Raw genomic sequence first — 15,308 nt, 5'->3', positions numbered from 1 at the left:
GGCGAACAGCGCAAGGCCCGGATGAAGGCACGACGTACCGCCCAGCTCCAGCAGGACGCACCGTCCGGAAATGATCAGCCCGCACTCGCGCGCAAAGCCGCGAATACCTCCCTCAACTGCCGCGGAACGTCAGAGGCGGATTCCAGGGATGTGGCCAGCTCGTAGACCATGTCGGGCTTACCGTCCGGGCTCTTGCTTCCCTGCTCCTTGATCATGTCCAGAATGTCCTTGCTGAATTTCCGGCCACCGCGGTGGGCCTTGAAGTGCGCGACCTCCCAGGGCTGCCCGCTCTCGCGGCGCGGCCACTTGCGGTTGGCCACTTCGGCCCACTGCTCGTCCTCGAAGAGCTCCTCGAGTTCGTTGAAGTTCTCGGCCTCACCGACGAAGGACACCTGCGTCGCTGGATCGAGGCCGAAGTGGCGCAGCCGGTCGTCCTTGAAGAACTTGGCGACGTTGCGGCTGTCGGCATCGACCAGCAGCATCACGGTGCGGCGCTGGGCAGCGAGGTGGAGGGCGCCTTCGTTGTTGTTGCAGGCCCACAGGGCGATGCCGGCCGCCTGCAGGGACAGACCCTGCGAGAGGCAGAAGAGCACCGGAATGGCCTGTTGTTCGGTGGCTCCCTCGACGGCGAGGAAGCAGCGCTCGTGGAGCAGGACGGAGTTGCGCAGGCCGAGTGCGGAGGCGATCTGCCCCAAGTGCAGGTCGATGCCCTCGTGCGTAGCTGCCTGCCAGTGCGGTGTGGACGGCCCGGTCCGGGCTCTCGTCCTTCCCGCTGAACGACAGCAGCCTCGGCAGCCGCCGCACCAACTGCTTGGGCAGGGCGGTCCATTCGGCGACCTGCGGGGACTGCGCCGCGTGTGCGCCCAGCACCGCCTGCAAGTCGGCCTTAAGGCCCTTCCCCTCGGCCCGCAGTCCGAAGGCCTCCACCAGGTCCTTGAGAGCCGGGACGAGCAGCGAGCTGAAGTCGCGCAGCCGGGGGTCGCGCGGGAGCTGGGCCCAGTACTCGATCACGGGCGCACCGTCGCCCTCCACTCGGCGCCGGATCCTCAACTCGGCCGCAAAGCCCATGCCCTGCTCACAGGTGTCCAGGGCGAAGCGGCCTTCGACCCAGGTCGAGGGACAGCGGGCCGGAGCAACAGCGGCGACACCGGCTGCCGGCGGGTTGTCGTAGGTCCGGTCCTGTTCGACCAGGCGGTACCCACCCAGGAGGAAGTCGAGAGCGGCGAGCACCGCGCTCTTCCCGCCGTCGTTGTGGCCGGCCAGGATCGTCGGCGCGCTGACGGGGATGTTCTCGACCAACGTCAGCGAGCGGAACCCGCTGACGGAGAAGTCCTTCAGATGCACAGTCGCAGCCGCTCCGCTCTCCCCTGCCGCCGTGCCGTACCGCAGGCAGCAACCAGCCCACGGCATAAGACTTCTGACGTAACCTCCGCCGCAGATGACCATCGTAGGCTCATCGGCACCGCGCCCGTGCGGCCCTGCCCGCCGGTCGCGTGCAGCAGACCCCGCAACTCCTCGGACAGCACCGGGTAGCCCCCGGCCCACTTTCCGGTGGTGGGAATGGTGCGCGACCACAGGTCCCGGCCGGTCTGCGACGGCGAGCCCATCAGCACCGCGTCCTCCCAGTGGCGGCGCAGCGCCTGCCACAGCGGCCGGAACGCGTCCCGGCAGGTGATGACGTCGGCGCCGTCCGGGTCGAACCACTCCCCCATGGACCGGATCTCGGTGGCGCCGCTGTCCGGGGCGGCGGCGGGGGCGTAGCGGCCGACGGGCTGGCGCTGGTGGACGAAGTGCCCGGCCAGCTTGTCCCGACCCGAGCCGACAGCGGTGGTCCACCGCTCCGACGGGGTGTTCAGCCAGGCCGCCACGGCGTCCTTGAGCGTGGAGTAGCGCTCGGCACCGTCGTGCCACGGGGCGCCCGCAGTGACGTAGATCCGCTCGGTCCCCGGCGCGGTCGCCAGGACGGCGTCCAGGATCTCGCCCGGGCGTGCGAGCGCCGAGGGCCAGGCGAACCACGCGGTCGCGCACCGCCAGGTCGCCGGTCGCCGCGTCCAGGAACACCGTGCTGCGGGCCTGCTGCGTGAAGTTCGGGCGCTTGGACACCAGCCCGGTCGTCACGGCCTCGAACCGCGCGTTCGCCGGGCCTTCGGGAAGGGTGGGCAGCTCGTGCGGCCCAGCAGCGACCGGAGCGACCGGAGCCGCCGGGACGACTGGCGCAGCATCGACGGGCGCGGCCGGGGCGGGCTGCTCGACGACGGCCTGGTCCTCGACCACGGTCGGCGCCTCGACGGCCGGGGTCGGCTGCTCGAGTACGGCGGCAGGGCGGGTCAGCGCCGGGGCCACCGCGGCGGCGGGCTCGGGCTCGGCCTTCGGCGCCTCGGCGGGCGCGGGCACGACCTGGTCGTCGGCCTTGGCGGCGCGGACGGCGGCCGGGGTCGGGTCCAGCAGCGGCGCGATCCGCACGACGTCGCCGACCGACAGGCCCGAGGCCTTCGCGATGGCCGGCGCCTGGGCGCCCTCGTACCCGGCGAGCCCGGCAACCCGGCGCGAGCGCTGGGCGGTGAGCTTGTCCAGCTCCTTCCGCGCGGCCGCGACCGTCTTCTCGGCGGCCGTGATCTCGGTCCGCAGCTCGCGCAGAGAGGCCAGCTCGGCGGTGTACGTCTGGCGGTCCATCAGGGTGTCACTCCCCTTCCGTGGCGTCGGTGCTGGTGTCGAGGGGGCGGGCCTGGCGGGCGAGGGTGAGCCAGCCGTCGGGGCCTTGGGTGCCGTGGATGTCGGCCAGGCCCGCGAGCAGGAAGGCGTAGGCGCCGCGCTTGGGGGCCCGCGGCTGTGCGGTGCCGGCCTCCCACTTGGCGAACGTCTCCCGCCGGGTATCCAAGGCCGCCGCCACCTCGACCTGGGTCAGACCGGCGGCCTTGCGCAGCCGCTCCCGCTCGGCCGGTTCCGGCAGGTCGCCGCCGTCCCGGGCCTTGGCCAGCAGTGCGTCCACCGCCGCGAAGATCTCAGACATCACATACCTCCTATCCAGATAGGTAGCACAGAACACCTCTCATGGCGCAACATTTTTGATCGCACAAACATCTCACTCATAACCACACATGGTACTCAAAGCCTCCGACCGGCCCTGATTGTCGGTGCCGGGTGGGAGCGTGGCCGGTGTCCCATGACAAGCGATCTTGACCGTTTGTCAAATGATCTTGACGGCCGGTGGGTTTCTGCCACGTGTTCTTGATCGGCGGGGGAAGCTGCTGCTGTTGCCGCGCTGGGTCCGCGCGATGTCGGTCGGCTGTCAGCGGGGACAGCAATCTGTCGGTGGGATGTGAGTGGCCCTCGAGACCGTAGGAACTGGGCGCGGCCGGCTGTGAATGTGCGGCCCGCCCGCCTCCAGACCACTCGAGCTTCCGGGAGCCCTCCATGCCCTCCGTGCCCCAGGTCCCACAGTGGGACATCCACCGGCTGCCTCGCGCCGAGGGAAAGAGCTTCCTGGTCACCGGCGGCAACGCGGGCATCGGGTATTTCGTCGCCGAGCAGCTCGCCGGCACCGGGGCCACAGTCGTTCTCGGTAGCCGCGACAGGGCGAAAGCCAAAGACGCAATCGCTTCCATCGGCTCGCACATCCCCGGCGCCAAGGTGAAGCATGTGCCCCTGGATCTAGCCGATCTCGCTTCGCTCAAGGAATCCGTGGACGCGCTCGGGCTGGATCGCCTCGATGCGGTCGTCCACAACGCCGGCGTGGCGCTCGACCATCCACCGCGCCGCGAAACCGCAGACGGCCACGAGCTGATGTTCGCAACCAACCACTTGGGGCACTTCGCGCTGACCCACCACCTGGCCCCCCTGCTCACGGCAACCCCGGGGAGCCGGATCGTCACCACCGGCAGCTTCGCCGCCAAGTCCGAACGCCTGGACCTCGACGATCTCCAGAGCACGCACGACTACCAGCCCAAACGCGCCTATTCGCGCTCCAAGCTGGCCCAGATGCTCTTCGCTCTTGAACTCGACCGCCGCCTACGTGCCGCCGACAGCACGACATCGAGCGTGCTCGTTCATCCCGGCGGCGCGCTCGACTCCCTCACCCCTTCGCGCCCGCCATTCCATGTCCGCACCACCGGTAAACGGCTGAGCCACCTACCGCTCGGCCTTCTCGTCCAGGGCAAGGACGCTGCCGCATGGCCCGCCGTCCGGGCCGTGCTCGACCCGAGCGTGCGCGGCGGCCAGATGTTAGGTCCCCGAGCGTTCGGGCTGCGCGGTACGCCCAGGATCGAACCCCTCTGGAACCACCTCGCCGACACCACGACCGCGGCGCGCCTGTGGGCGGCCAGCTGCGACATGACCGGCAACGACCCGTCGTTCACCACACCGACAAGGTTCGGTGAGACCGAAGGCCCGGCGACTGTGCGCGGCGAAGCAGACGCCTCGACCGGATGAGACCGGACCCGCGGTCAAGATCGTTTGGCAAACGGTCAAGATCTCATGCCACAAGACAGCCGGTTACCAACAAAGAGAGGAGGTGGAGGAGATGACGGGAAGACAGCAGAAGGCCGTGGTCGTGCTCGGCGCGGCCCTGGTCGGCAGCTACGTGCTCGGCAACGTGGTCAAGAGCCAGGCGCGCGTGCTCGGCCTGAGCGCGGCCCAGCTCGCCGTGCTGAGCGCGGGCGTCGCGTTCGCCCTGCGCAACGCCTGAGCAAGGACCCGCGCGGTCCGGCCCGGTCACCATCACGGTGGCCGGGCCGGACTGCTTCCGGGCCCTACTCGGCGCTGGCCTGCGGGCAGTGGGACGGGCACGAGCCGCCGCAGCAGCCCGGGGCGTGCGGGGTCACCGCCACCCCGGTGATCATCTTGGTGGCGCAGTCGATGAACCACGTGATCCGCGGACACGCCAACTCGCCCTCGACATCCACCTGTACCGGCACGTGATTGTGGTCCCCCTCCCAGCACGCGTTCCTCCACAACGCCGGCCGCTTCCCGAACACGTCACACGCTCGGCGGGCCGCCTCCCCACCCCGCAGACCCGCCCGCTCCCCCACCGACAACTCCCGCACCACCGCGCGGTGCAGGGCTGACAGCGACAGCACAGGCCCTGCTGCGGGGTCGTCTGCTGCGCGGGCTACCAGTTCGCGGTGGACGGCCGAGACGTTTCCTCCCACAACGCCAGCAGACGCCGGACCTCCGAGGTGACGGCCAGCCGCGCGCGGGGGCGCGCCGAGAACCGCCCTTCCTTACGCGCCGCGGCGATCCAGTACCACACCGCCCGCACAGTCACCCCGAGAGACGAGGCGACAAGCCGCACATGAGACGTGGTCAACTCGCCCCGGCTGTCCAGGTCCATCAACCTGGCCACGTCAGCGGACCGATCCAGCACTGGCTTCATCGGCTCGGGCACCACCACTCCCCCATACCGGTCAGTGCCCGTCTCCTTCACGGCAGGCCTCGTTGAGGCCAGGCTGTCCGCCCCACACCGGTGCGACACCGACACGCCGCACGACAGCACACGATCGAAGGCAAACCGCCGCCGTGGCGTTTCACCGGACGCCGGACCCCCAGGTCTCTACTGCCACGGGCAGCAGCGTTCGGCTCCCGCTCTTCACCACTGCGGCGGACCCCTTTCACCGAGGCCGGCGACCGCCCGGACACCGCGCACAATGGCTTCGTCCTCGACAACGGAAGGCGCTGAGCGATGAGTTCGAAGAGCACTGCGTACCGCGGGTCGGGAACTGAAAGCGCTGGAGCGTGCGGTCGTGCTGGTGAAGGCGTGGCCGGCGCCGGCTGAAACAGGTAGAGGATGCGCTTGCTGGTCGTCATGATCTGTCCATGGAACAAGTCGTCGATCTTGATCACGCGGCTGTCGAAGTCGCCGAGCGCAGGGCAGATTGGGAGCGCCGGGGGCTGGTAGTCGGGCACGTGACCTGGCGGGACGAGGCCGCGCCGTGGCCACCGCGCCTTGAAACAGACCGGTCTTCGGTGACCGAACCCGACTCGATCGGCGTCCTCATCACAGGCCCCGGCGACGCACAGCTCTCGGCCGTCCTGTTCCGTGGCGGTTGGGCCGACATCGACTTCATCGCGACCATCGACGACGCGGGAACGCTGCCGACTTCTGACATCGATTCAGCCCGAGCCTTCCGTGATCTCCTCGATCGCTATGTGGCCCGGGTCTTCGGTTCGCAGGGCTCCGGGAGATAAAGTACTCCGTAGAAGGCTCTGAAGCCTCCTCAGCTCCCGCTCCAGGACCACGGCCGCAAACCACGCCCCGAGGCCGGTGATAACGATCGGCGTCGGCTCTTCACCGCGATACAGCAGGACACTTCACCACGCACCCGGCTCCCCCATTCACCATCCCCGGTCGACGGCGGCCGCGACCAGAGACAAGAACCCCAACCACCCGAATGAACAGCCACGCCGAGCCACTGAAAACCAAACGCCGATCATCAGAACGGATCGCGGAGCACGCCGCGGCCCACCGACTGCCGGCCGTCCATGTCGTCCTGCACGGCGGGGAGCCCCTGCTCGCCGGCCTGGTGCTGCTGCGCCGGGCCGCGACGAGCCTGCGCGCCGCGCTGGCGCCCGACTGCGCGCTCGACCTGCGGATCCACACCAACGGGGTCCGGCTGGACCGGGAGTTCTGCGAGCTCTTCGACGAACTGGACATCAAGGTCGGCATCTCGCTGGACGGCGACAAGGCCGCCAACGACCGCCACCGCCGCTACGCCGACGGCCGCAGCAGCCACCGCCAGGCGCTGGCCGCGCGGGCCCGGAGAGCAGCCAGCAGGCCACCCCGGCGGGCACCTCGCACGTGCCGCCCCCCGGTCCCGGGCCTGACACCGAGCCAGGACGAGGCGCAGCAGCACCCACAGGGCCGGCCAACCACCGCACCCGAGAGCGCGGCCGACGGGCAGGGCAGGCAGAGCAGGCACGGACCGGCAGACCAGAACGGGCACAGCGCCACCCCACGAAACCGAACACCAACCCCACACCGGCCCCCACGCCAAAGCATCAAACCCGAATTCACATCACCACCAGCAGACAATCCATAAAAACAGCCGCGCGGAATTCCCACCCGACTACAAGCCCAAAACACCCCGCCAACCCACCAAGCCGCCGAACCCACCCCCTCCACCCATCCCGACCACCACACCCACCCCCACCCACCCCCACCCAACAGGTCCAACTAAAGGTCCAGACAACACAGCGTCTAGGGCCATTTCAAACCCACCAACACCAACAGGTCACATCGCTTCCGAGAGGCGGCACGTCCCAGGATGATGGGGTGATGTCCGACGAGCAGACAGTTCGGTCCTGGTATCGCAAAGAGGAAGACTGGGCGCGGCGAACCGCCGCGACGTGGTTGGGGCGCCCAGAGGTTCGTCAGGCGGTGGAGGCCGCGATGCCGGAGGCCGCACGGATCCTGGAGCCACTGGCCCGACATCTCGTCGACCAAGTCCAGGTCATGCGGTTCTGCTGGCGCGTGTGCGGTATCGGGGGCCGGCTCCTCGACGGCACCGAGGAGCCGAACCCGTTCGACCCTGCCGCACCCGATGCGTGGGTGCTCACTGAGGCCGAGTCGGAGGCCGCCGGCCTCATCGTCGCTGAGTTCCATCGGCTGGTCCGGGTGGTCGCGGACGTCCTGCAACGAGTCGGCGTCTCGGTCGACGCGGAGTGGGGTTCCGACCAGGCGGTGATCGGCGTGCTGCTCCTGCTGCCGCTGATCGGATACAAGGTGCCTTGGGACGCTGATCCACGCGAGCTGGCTGATCAGCTGCAGCCGCCGGGAGTCTCCGCGATCGAACGGGATGGCCGCGGAGCATCCGCCCGTGACAGCCGCACTGACGATCAGGCCCGCAACGCCGACCGGATCCGCCGACACATCCGCTCGGAGAACGGCGGCCGGGACCTGCGGGCGCCCTACGCTGGCGGCGGCCCGAGGGTCATCCCGCAGACGACCCGGATCCGCAGGGAGATCATCAAGGAGATCTGTACCGACCGGCCGGACCTCACGGTTGCTCAGCTTCTGCTGACCTACGACAACTCCGAGAAAACCGCCGGCGGCCGCCTTCGCACCACCCTGGCGCAGCGCTTCAAGGAGGCCGGTCTCGTCGAGCCGGACAGGCCAAGCCGGACCGTCCTCTTCGAGGACTTCAAGGTGCTCGGCATCCCGACCGGTTCGAACGGATCACCGTCGGCCAAGGAAGCGTCCGGCTGAACGCCCGCAGCCATCCGTCCGGACGCGATCAACGGCATGGTGCGGAAGTGATCGGAAGTCCCGACCACTTCGACGTCCTGGAGGACGCCATGACCATCTCCACCGCCAACAGCTCCTCCCCCAGCCCCGAGGACAGCTCGATGCACCGCCCGAGGGTGCTGCCGCTCCCGGGACTCACCACCACCGACACCATCGTCCTGCGGGAGAGCGTGCGGGCAGCGCTGCGCAGCACCATGCTCACCTACCTCGTCGGAGCGGAGATCGCCGCGAGCGCGGAGAAGGCCGGGCTGAGCCCGGCCGAGATCGAGGAAGCCTTCGGGGAACTGCACCGGTGCCGACTGCTCACCGCCTTCGGGCACGGCAGCACCCCGGTCCGCGTGGACCTGACCTCGCACGGCTTCCTTGCCGGGCTGCCGGCCGCCGAGCCGCGGGCCGAGCAGATCCACCTGGCCCTGATCACCGGGATGCTCGCCGTCGACCCCGCTGGCCCGGGGCGCTGGCTGGACTTCCGCAACCTCGCGGACCAGCACGACACCGAGCCACTGGTGATCGAGCAGCTGCTCATGCAGCTGAAGAACCAGGGCCAGATCGGCTTCGTGCCGATGTACGGCGGCGCCCTGCTCACCCGGATCAGCCCAGCACTACGCCGCCAACTCCCCTAACCATCCGGCCGGGGAAGGGTGGTGATTGGGGTCGGGGAGGTGTTGGGCTCCCCGACCCCGACGGGCTACTTCAAGGCGATGACGGCCACGACGGTACCGGCCACCGTGGCGAGCGCCGCGACAACACCAACAGGTCACATCAGGCGGGCTCAGTGACTCGATACCAAGACTCCACCGAGCACGGTCAGCAGGGCTTCACGATGATGCGCGGATGGGGGCGCCAGGAGCGCTCATGGTCCCGACGAACGCGGTGGCAGCATCCACTGAGGGCATTCACGTCCCAGTACCGGGCACTCAGGCGCCAGACCCGCAGATTCGTCGGTGCCACACCGCAGACTAGGGATGTGCCAGATACCGACCCGATCCTGCCCCCGGCCTCGTCCCCGGCCAGCACCGATGAGCCCGATGCCGCTTGGCAGGACTACCTGCAAGACCCTGTCCTCAAGACCTCGCCCGAGACGGGCTCACCGGGCAACGTGCCGCCCGGTGAGGACCTGAACCTCCACATCGGCTGGGACCGCTTCGAGAAGCTGATGCTCGCGGTCTGCCGAAACGGGCTGGGACTTCACCGGGTCAGGTTCCGACGCTACGGGGTACAGGGACAGCCACAGCACGGAATCGACCTGGCCGGACGCGGCCCGGACGGCAACACGGTGGTCCAGTGCAAGGACTACCAGCACTTCACGCCTGCCGTTCTGCGGGCAGCAGTTGAGAAGTTCGCCACCGGTCGGCGGCCGTTCGGCGCGAGGCATCTCATCGTCGCGACATCGGGATCCACTGAACCCACCCAGTTCACTGATGAGCTCGATGCTCTCGAAAACGAGCACCCCGACCTGGACCTGGAGCTATGGGGATCCGAGCAGATCAACCAGCGTCTTCGGTCGCTCGGCAATGTGGTCGCCCAGTTCTGGACGCGCGAGACGGCTGAGTCATTCTGCACGGACGCCCCTCTCGCGGGGGTTCCGGTCCCGCTGCCCGACCGCCTTGAGCAAGCGGAGAAGATCCTCATCGGTCCCCTGAACACCAGTGCAGTGGCCCCTTTGCTGCGAAAGGCGGAGGAACAGCGCGCCGCGGCACCGGAGGTCTCCGCACGCCTGTACGCGGACCTGGCCGGGCAGTTGGAGGCAGCCGACTTCATCGGCCACGCCACTGTCTTAAGGCACAAGCAGCTCGACGCGCTGAAGGCCGCCCATCTCCTTGACGAGGCGGCCGACGTGGCCGCGCAGTTGGCGGTCAACGCCATCCACGTCGGCGAAGGGAACGAACTCCAGGCCCTGGTCGGCCAACTCGAACGCATGACGACGGAAGCGAAGAAGGCTGGTAGCGAGGCCGCACCATCGGTCAGGCGCCATGCCGACCTGGTACGCGCCGCGCGTGGGGTCGTTGCCCACCCGCTGGGGCAGCGCGACGAGCTGCGGGCGGTTCTGGAAAACGCCACGGAATCCGAGCCGGAGTACCGGCCTGCCCTGGTACTGCTGCTTGCCGAGGACACCCTGGTCTGGGCTCCGGAGTCACTGCTGGCGCTGGACACGCTCATCCGTGGCGCCATCGCACAGTTGCGGACACGGGGATCCGAGGCTCAGGACACACTCATGCGGCTGCGTCTCGTCCGGGCCGAGTACGACCCAGACGAGCGCACCGAACTGCAGCGGCTTGCCCGTCGTCATCAGGTGCCGGGACGGCTGGCCGCCTGGGTGAACGCGCGAGAGGCCCGCCGGTGCCTGTGGGAGAGCATCGCCGATGAAGCCGTGGACCACTGGCGCGATGCCGTGCAGAACGCCATCCACGAAGGGCTCGCCGAGGACGCCGCTGACTGGCTGTACGCGATCCGCGCAGTGAACACGTTCTTCGGCCCTTGGGGAGACCTGGACGACGAGCACCGGCTCGCACAAGCGCTACGGGGCACGGGGACAGACCGCCTGTTGGTGCGTGCCCGGAAGCCGCGCGAGCACGCCCTGTCCGCGAAGGAGAACGCCCAACCCATTGAGGCGGTGCTGGCGGGGCGCCGCTGGCTCGTGGATGCCACCGTGACGGGCGACTGGGGCGGCGAACTAGAGGCTCTAGGAGTCTCTTGAAGATCTTGAAAACGCGCCCGGCTTGCACCAGTTCGACCTGATTGACATTTACTGGCAATCTGGCGCAAATCGGGCGGTCAAAGCAAGATCTTCAAGAGACTCCTAGGGTTCCTCGCCGATCTCTACGCCGCGAACCAGGAACCGGACCTGGCAGCCAGCCTCTACCGCCGTGCCGGCCAGACACAGAAGCTGCAGGCACTGGCCGCCGCCGTGGGCGACCACCTACTGCCCAGTGCCCCGATTGGTGACGCGCCCTGGTGGGTGCTTCAGTCTGGTGCCGCGATGATCGAGGCACAGGCCGATCTCATCGACGACGACACGGCGCAGCATTTCATGGGCGCTGTGACCTCTCTCGCCGAGCGAAGCCGCGCCGGCGAGCTGACCGAGTCACCCACCCACACGCTTACCCATCAGGCCACCCGGACCGCCTGCTCGCTGGCCGGCCGCGGTACCCCCGAGCAGGCCCTGAACCTCCTGGACATGCTGGCTGCGGACGTTCCCCGCGAGGCGAACCACTTCCATCACTCCGACGAGGGCCACGCCAGGGCGTGCGTGGCGATCGCCAGAGCTCATCCCAGGGCGGCGAAGCGCGCCCTCACACGATTGCTCGACCTGGCCGAGGCGAGAGTCCAAGAGGCACTCGAGCTGCTAGTCGGCGATGAACTGATCGGTCTGATCCGTACGCACGAGGGTGATGCCCCCCAGGCCCGGGAGCCAGGCCTGTCCGATGAGGACATCGCTGAACTTCGAAACCGGATCGGCGACCTGGACGACAAGGGCCTGTACCGTGCCGACGTCGCACGCGCCCTGTTCGATCCCGCTCACCCGAAGGTACTGCTGCGGGCCGAGCAAGCCCGCGATCGCATCCTTCAGCGCCCCGCACCCACACCTGGCGTCGCCCAGATCGGCACCGCCCTCGTGCCCGATTCCTACCAGGTCAGCCGTGCGCGCGAGCTGAACGACGACGACCGCAAGGCCTGCCTGGATCAACTCCTGGCAATCGCCGGCGACCCGCGGGAAGTCGCAACGACTCGGCAACAGGCTCTGACCGCGGCAAGGAACCTGGTCATGGACCGACCGGAGCAGGACCGCCGCCACGTCTTCCAAGCCATCACAGGACTGGTACTCGGCGACAACTCCGCCAGCTACCTGGGCGAGGTGCTCACAGACAGCCCGCACCCTCTGAGCGCGTTCCGGGTGAACATCGGATCGGCGTCTCTGCGCGGCCCCGCTCTCGCGCTCGCGGCAGCAGCGGCCTCCAGTCCCGATGAGCATGCCTGGGTCCGCGACCACGCGACCGAGCTCCTGCGCAGCCGCGACGAGCACGATGTCCACGAGGCAGCCGCTGCGCTGTGCGGGCTCCCGGAAGACACCGCCGACAGCGTCCACCCCGGTCTGCTGGCTACCCGCGACCACTTCGGCGTCCGCCAGGCCAGTGCCGTGCTGTGCATGCGGTTCCCCGTCCGCCATCACCAGACCGCCCTGAGCCTCACCCGCGACCCCGACTTCCGCGTGCGGCGCACCCTGGCCCAAGCCGCCGCGAACGCGGCCGTGGAGGGCCCGGAAGTCGACGCCATTCGCCACCTCCTGCGCGGAGACCCGCGCCACAGCGTCCGGGCCTTCGCCGGAACGCGACGGACGAGTTCTGACCAGGCTGGCGCCCCAGGCCGGCCACCGGCCTGATCCCGGCAGCGGGACGGAAAGCAGGCACCCCCACAGACGCCCTCGACTACGCCTGCCAGCTCCACCTCGCCGCCCCCGACGTCGGCCCGGTGTGGCGCGTCAGGAACCGGCTGCGGCGCGCACCGGGCCGGAGCGGGCCTGCGACGAACAGACGGCGGCCAGGGCTCTCATCCAGACTGCGGGAATCCCCACCATTTCTCACGCAACCTGCAAGTCCTCAACCAACCAACAAAACCAGCAGGTCACAGCGCTCTGATACTCAGCCGGCAACACCTCCGCAGAACCAGCCCCGCCCCGAACACGACCCCACCACGGCCCGGATCCTTCTCAACCAACCCATCAAACCCCCAGCCCGATAACAAGCCTCCTCAGCCAATCACCGACCCGCCACAACCAAACAGGTCACACCCGACGGCCCTTCGCCGGGTAGAGCTTGGTGTGCAGCACGCGGTCCTCCCACCATGGATCGCACCGTGGATGACGACCTCGTCCTTGAAGCCCTGGTCCACCAGGGCCGGCCCACGGACTGGCGGCTCAACCAGTCGAGTGAACGCGGCCGCTCCGGGCGTACTCGGGACTGCGGGGGCCCCCTCGGCCGGGATTCGGGTCGCCGCCTCGGATGGCGGTGGTGATGTCGGAGGCCCAGTCCATGGGGTGGCTGTGCCCCAGCAGGTCCGCTAGGCGGTCCAGCCGCATGCGGCGCTCGTCGGGGGCGAGCGTCAGCGCCCGGTGCAGGGTTTCGACGAGGTCGGCGGGTGAGTGGGGCTCCGTGAGGAGCGCCGCGGTGCCCAGCTGTGCGGCGGCGCCGGCGTGACGGGAGAGCACCAGCACACCGGAGCGGTCGGCTGCGTGCTGGGCGGCGATGAACTCCTTCGCGGTCAGGTTCATTCCGTCCTGGAGGGAGGTCACCCAGAACACGTCGGCCGCGAGGTAGTGGTCGATCACCTCGGCCAGCGGCAGGCTGCGCGGCAGGTATTCGATGGGTCGCCAGTCTCCGGTGCCCCAGTCGCGGTTGACTTCGATGATGCGGCGTTCCAGCCGCTGACGGGTCGCGTCGTGGGAGGTGATGCCGGCCTCGGGCGGCGGGCACACCAGGCGGAACCCGAGTCGTCCGCGCAACCTGGGCCGGCGGGCGAGCAGCGCGGCGATGGCTTCCACCTTCTCGACCGGGGCCTTGGCGTAGTCCAGGCGCTCGACGGAGAGCACCAGTGCCCCCTCGGCCGCGCCGGCCCGGGGCAGGCGGGCACGGGCGCGAGCCAGTGCGGCGATGGCGCCGCGGTCGATGCCCAGCGGATGCACGCCGAGCCGGGGCATCCGCGGGGATCGGGCGAGGACCCGCCGGAAGCAGTCGGCGAAGGCCTCGGTGTGGAATCCGGCCCAGTCCAGGCAGCTCAGCGAGGCACGGATCTCCCCGGCGGTGGGAAGCGCGGCGAACACGTCCGCGGGCGGGAAGGGAGTGTGGTGGAACAAGCCGATCCGCAGGTCCGGGCGTGCCGGGCGGAGCAGTCCGGGGACGAGCCACAGGTTGTAGTCGTGCAGCCAGACCGTGGCACCCGGTGCGGCCCGGGCCTGGATGTGGTCGGCGAAGCGGGCGTTCACCTCGCGGTAGTGGGCCCAGGCGTCCGGGTCGAACCGCAGGCGCTCCGGCTGGGACATCAGCACCGGCCAGAGCGCCTCCTTGCACGCCTGGTGGAAGTACCCGGACCACTCGGCGGGGCTCAACCGGACGAAGGAGAGCGGAAGTCCGGTGTCGTGGCGGTCCAGCGGCGCCGAGCGCGTGTCGGGACCATGGACCTCCTCGGTGTCGAGGACCGCGGCGGTGGTCCAGACAGCCTGCGGGTTCCCGGTGAACAGGCTGCGCAGGGTGGGCAGGATGCCGTTGGGGCTTGCGGGTGGCCGCCATCCGTCAGAGGTCCAGGTGAGCGGTGGCCGGTGGTAGCCGACCACGAGCGGGTACTCCCGTTCCACCCAGCCCAGTTCCTGAAGGGCCGACAGGATCCCGGCGGCGCCCGGCCGGTCGGGACGGTGGACGCGCTCGTCCTCGGGTACGGCGTCGAGGAGGGCGGGCTCGGCGCCACCGACGATCACTGCGTGCGCGCCGAGCCCGAAGAGCGACAGGTCGTTGAGGGAGTCGCCGGCCACCAGGACCGAGGACATCGGCCAGCCCTGCTCGGCGGCAAGCGCCGCCAGCGCGGCCCCCTTGCTCGCCGCCGGCGGCAGCACGTCGAAGTAGCGGTCCGCGGAATAGAGCCATGTGCAGCCCAACGCCTCCACCGTGTCGGTGAGCTCCCGTGTGAGCTGTTCGGGTCGCAGGTGGAACGAGCAGCGGCCGTCCTGGGCCACGCCGTGCTGGTACGTCAGGCCGGGCAGGCGGCGTAGTGCGGCGCGGACGCGTCGGGCTCCGGGCCAGCCGCTGCGTAACCTTCGCTGCAGGGGCTCGACCGGGGTCAATGAGACGCCGTCGAGGACGCTCGCCCCCACGTCCGCGATGATCCAGCGCGGCCTGGGTACCAGCGGGTCCCGCAGCACCTCGCGTACCGAGGGCAGGCCGCGACCGGTCGCGAAGACCACCGTCAGCTCCGGATGACGGGCCAGCGCGCCCTGTAGTCGCCGGCGGTCGGCCCGGTAGCCGCCCAGCAGCGTGCCGTCCAGGTCGGTGACCAGAATCCTCATTCGGTGCCCCCCTTC

At 69.5% G+C, this 15,308-nt stretch carries 12 protein-coding genes and 1 pseudogene; 8 read left to right on the top strand and 5 right to left on the bottom strand.

What is annotated here, in order from left to right; all coding sequences use genetic code 11:
- Positions 1–74 precede the first annotated feature (74 nt).
- The 3 genes from BS80_RS43200 to BS80_RS30325 form a co-directional block, all read right to left on the bottom strand.
- Positions 75–695, bottom strand: a complete 621-nt coding sequence (locus BS80_RS43200; RefSeq protein ID WP_035803977.1) for a hypothetical protein — start codon at positions 693–695, stop codon at positions 75–77.
- A 639-nt stretch (positions 696–1,334) separates the two neighbouring features.
- Positions 1,335–1,868, bottom strand: coding sequence for a hypothetical protein (locus tag BS80_RS38260; protein ID WP_051967381.1), 534 nt, complete (start codon positions 1,866–1,868; stop codon positions 1,335–1,337).
- Between the two features lie 812 nt (positions 1,869–2,680).
- On the bottom strand, positions 2,681–3,010 hold the full coding sequence (locus BS80_RS30325; protein WP_035803976.1) for a helix-turn-helix domain-containing protein: 330 nt from the start codon (positions 3,008–3,010) through the stop codon (positions 2,681–2,683).
- A 404-nt stretch (positions 3,011–3,414) separates the two neighbouring features.
- On the opposite strand from BS80_RS30325, the gene BS80_RS30320 reads away from it, so the two are divergent.
- Complete coding sequence (locus BS80_RS30320; protein WP_051967380.1) at positions 3,415–4,428, top strand: SDR family NAD(P)-dependent oxidoreductase; 1,014 nt, start codon at positions 3,415–3,417, stop codon at positions 4,426–4,428.
- A gap of 91 nt (positions 4,429–4,519) precedes the next feature.
- Positions 4,520–4,684: a hypothetical protein gene (locus BS80_RS41265; RefSeq protein WP_157536685.1), complete on the top strand. Its 165-nt coding sequence runs from the start codon at positions 4,520–4,522 to the stop codon at positions 4,682–4,684.
- 64 nt (positions 4,685–4,748) lie between these two features.
- Here the strand turns inward: BS80_RS41265 and BS80_RS41260 are convergent, their stop codons facing one another.
- The gene (locus BS80_RS41260) at positions 4,749–4,913 is read right to left on the bottom strand and encodes a hypothetical protein (protein WP_157536684.1); all 165 of its coding nucleotides are present in this window, start codon (positions 4,911–4,913) and stop codon (positions 4,749–4,751) included.
- 898 nt (positions 4,914–5,811) lie between these two features.
- On the opposite strand from BS80_RS41260, the gene BS80_RS30305 reads away from it, so the two are divergent.
- The 6 genes and pseudogenes from BS80_RS30305 (at position 5,812) to BS80_RS30285 (ending at position 12,620) form a co-directional block, all read left to right on the top strand.
- The gene (locus tag BS80_RS30305) at positions 5,812–6,183 is read left to right on the top strand and encodes a hypothetical protein (RefSeq protein ID WP_035803973.1); all 372 of its coding nucleotides are present in this window, start codon (positions 5,812–5,814) and stop codon (positions 6,181–6,183) included.
- A gap of 242 nt (positions 6,184–6,425) precedes the next feature.
- Positions 6,426–6,752, top strand: a pseudogene (locus tag BS80_RS39885) (radical SAM protein); the annotation flags it as partial.
- Positions 6,753–7,270: 518 nt separating this feature from the next.
- Positions 7,271–8,200: a hypothetical protein gene (locus BS80_RS30295; RefSeq protein WP_157536683.1), complete on the top strand. Its 930-nt coding sequence runs from the start codon at positions 7,271–7,273 to the stop codon at positions 8,198–8,200.
- 47 nt (positions 8,201–8,247) lie between these two features.
- The gene (locus tag BS80_RS30290; protein ID WP_035803970.1) at positions 8,248–8,862 is read left to right on the top strand and encodes a hypothetical protein; all 615 of its coding nucleotides are present in this window, start codon (positions 8,248–8,250) and stop codon (positions 8,860–8,862) included.
- A 344-nt stretch (positions 8,863–9,206) separates the two neighbouring features.
- Positions 9,207–10,937, top strand: coding sequence for a restriction endonuclease (locus BS80_RS38255; RefSeq protein WP_051967379.1), 1,731 nt, complete (start codon positions 9,207–9,209; stop codon positions 10,935–10,937).
- A 282-nt stretch (positions 10,938–11,219) separates the two neighbouring features.
- The gene (locus BS80_RS30285; protein ID WP_051967378.1) at positions 11,220–12,620 is read left to right on the top strand and encodes a hypothetical protein; all 1,401 of its coding nucleotides are present in this window, start codon (positions 11,220–11,222) and stop codon (positions 12,618–12,620) included.
- Between the two features lie 534 nt (positions 12,621–13,154).
- Here the strand turns inward: BS80_RS30285 and BS80_RS30280 are convergent.
- A complete protein-coding gene (locus BS80_RS30280; protein ID WP_051967377.1) occupies positions 13,155–15,293 on the bottom strand; it encodes a trehalose-6-phosphate synthase in 2,139 nt (712 codons plus the stop codon).
- Between the last annotated feature and the right edge of the window lie 15 nt (positions 15,294–15,308).

Origin of the sequence: Kitasatospora mediocidica KCTC 9733 (assembly GCF_000744225.1) — a bacterium.
Taxonomy (GTDB): domain Bacteria; phylum Actinomycetota; class Actinomycetes; order Streptomycetales; family Streptomycetaceae; genus Kitasatospora; species Kitasatospora mediocidica.
This window is presented reverse-complemented; position numbering and strand designations above follow the sequence as displayed.

What these genes read in the sequence shown, in the direction of transcription:
- BS80_RS30285 (WP_051967378.1), top strand. Translation starts at nt 11,220, where the DNA reads ATGATCGAGGCACAGGCCGATCTCATCGACGACGACACGGCGCAGCAT.
- BS80_RS30320 (WP_051967380.1), top strand. Translation starts at nt 3,415, where the DNA reads ATGCCCTCCGTGCCCCAGGTCCCACAGTGGGACATCCACCGGCTGCCT.
- BS80_RS30280 (WP_051967377.1), bottom strand. Translation starts at nt 15,293, where the DNA reads ATGAGGATTCTGGTCACCGACCTGGACGGCACGCTGCTGGGCGGCTAC.
- BS80_RS41265 (WP_157536685.1), top strand. Translation starts at nt 4,520, where the DNA reads ATGACGGGAAGACAGCAGAAGGCCGTGGTCGTGCTCGGCGCGGCCCTG.
- BS80_RS30325 (WP_035803976.1), bottom strand. Translation starts at nt 3,010, where the DNA reads ATGTCTGAGATCTTCGCGGCGGTGGACGCACTGCTGGCCAAGGCCCGG.
- BS80_RS30295 (WP_157536683.1), top strand. Translation starts at nt 7,271, where the DNA reads ATGTCCGACGAGCAGACAGTTCGGTCCTGGTATCGCAAAGAGGAAGAC.
- BS80_RS30305 (WP_035803973.1), top strand. Translation starts at nt 5,812, where the DNA reads ATGGAACAAGTCGTCGATCTTGATCACGCGGCTGTCGAAGTCGCCGAG.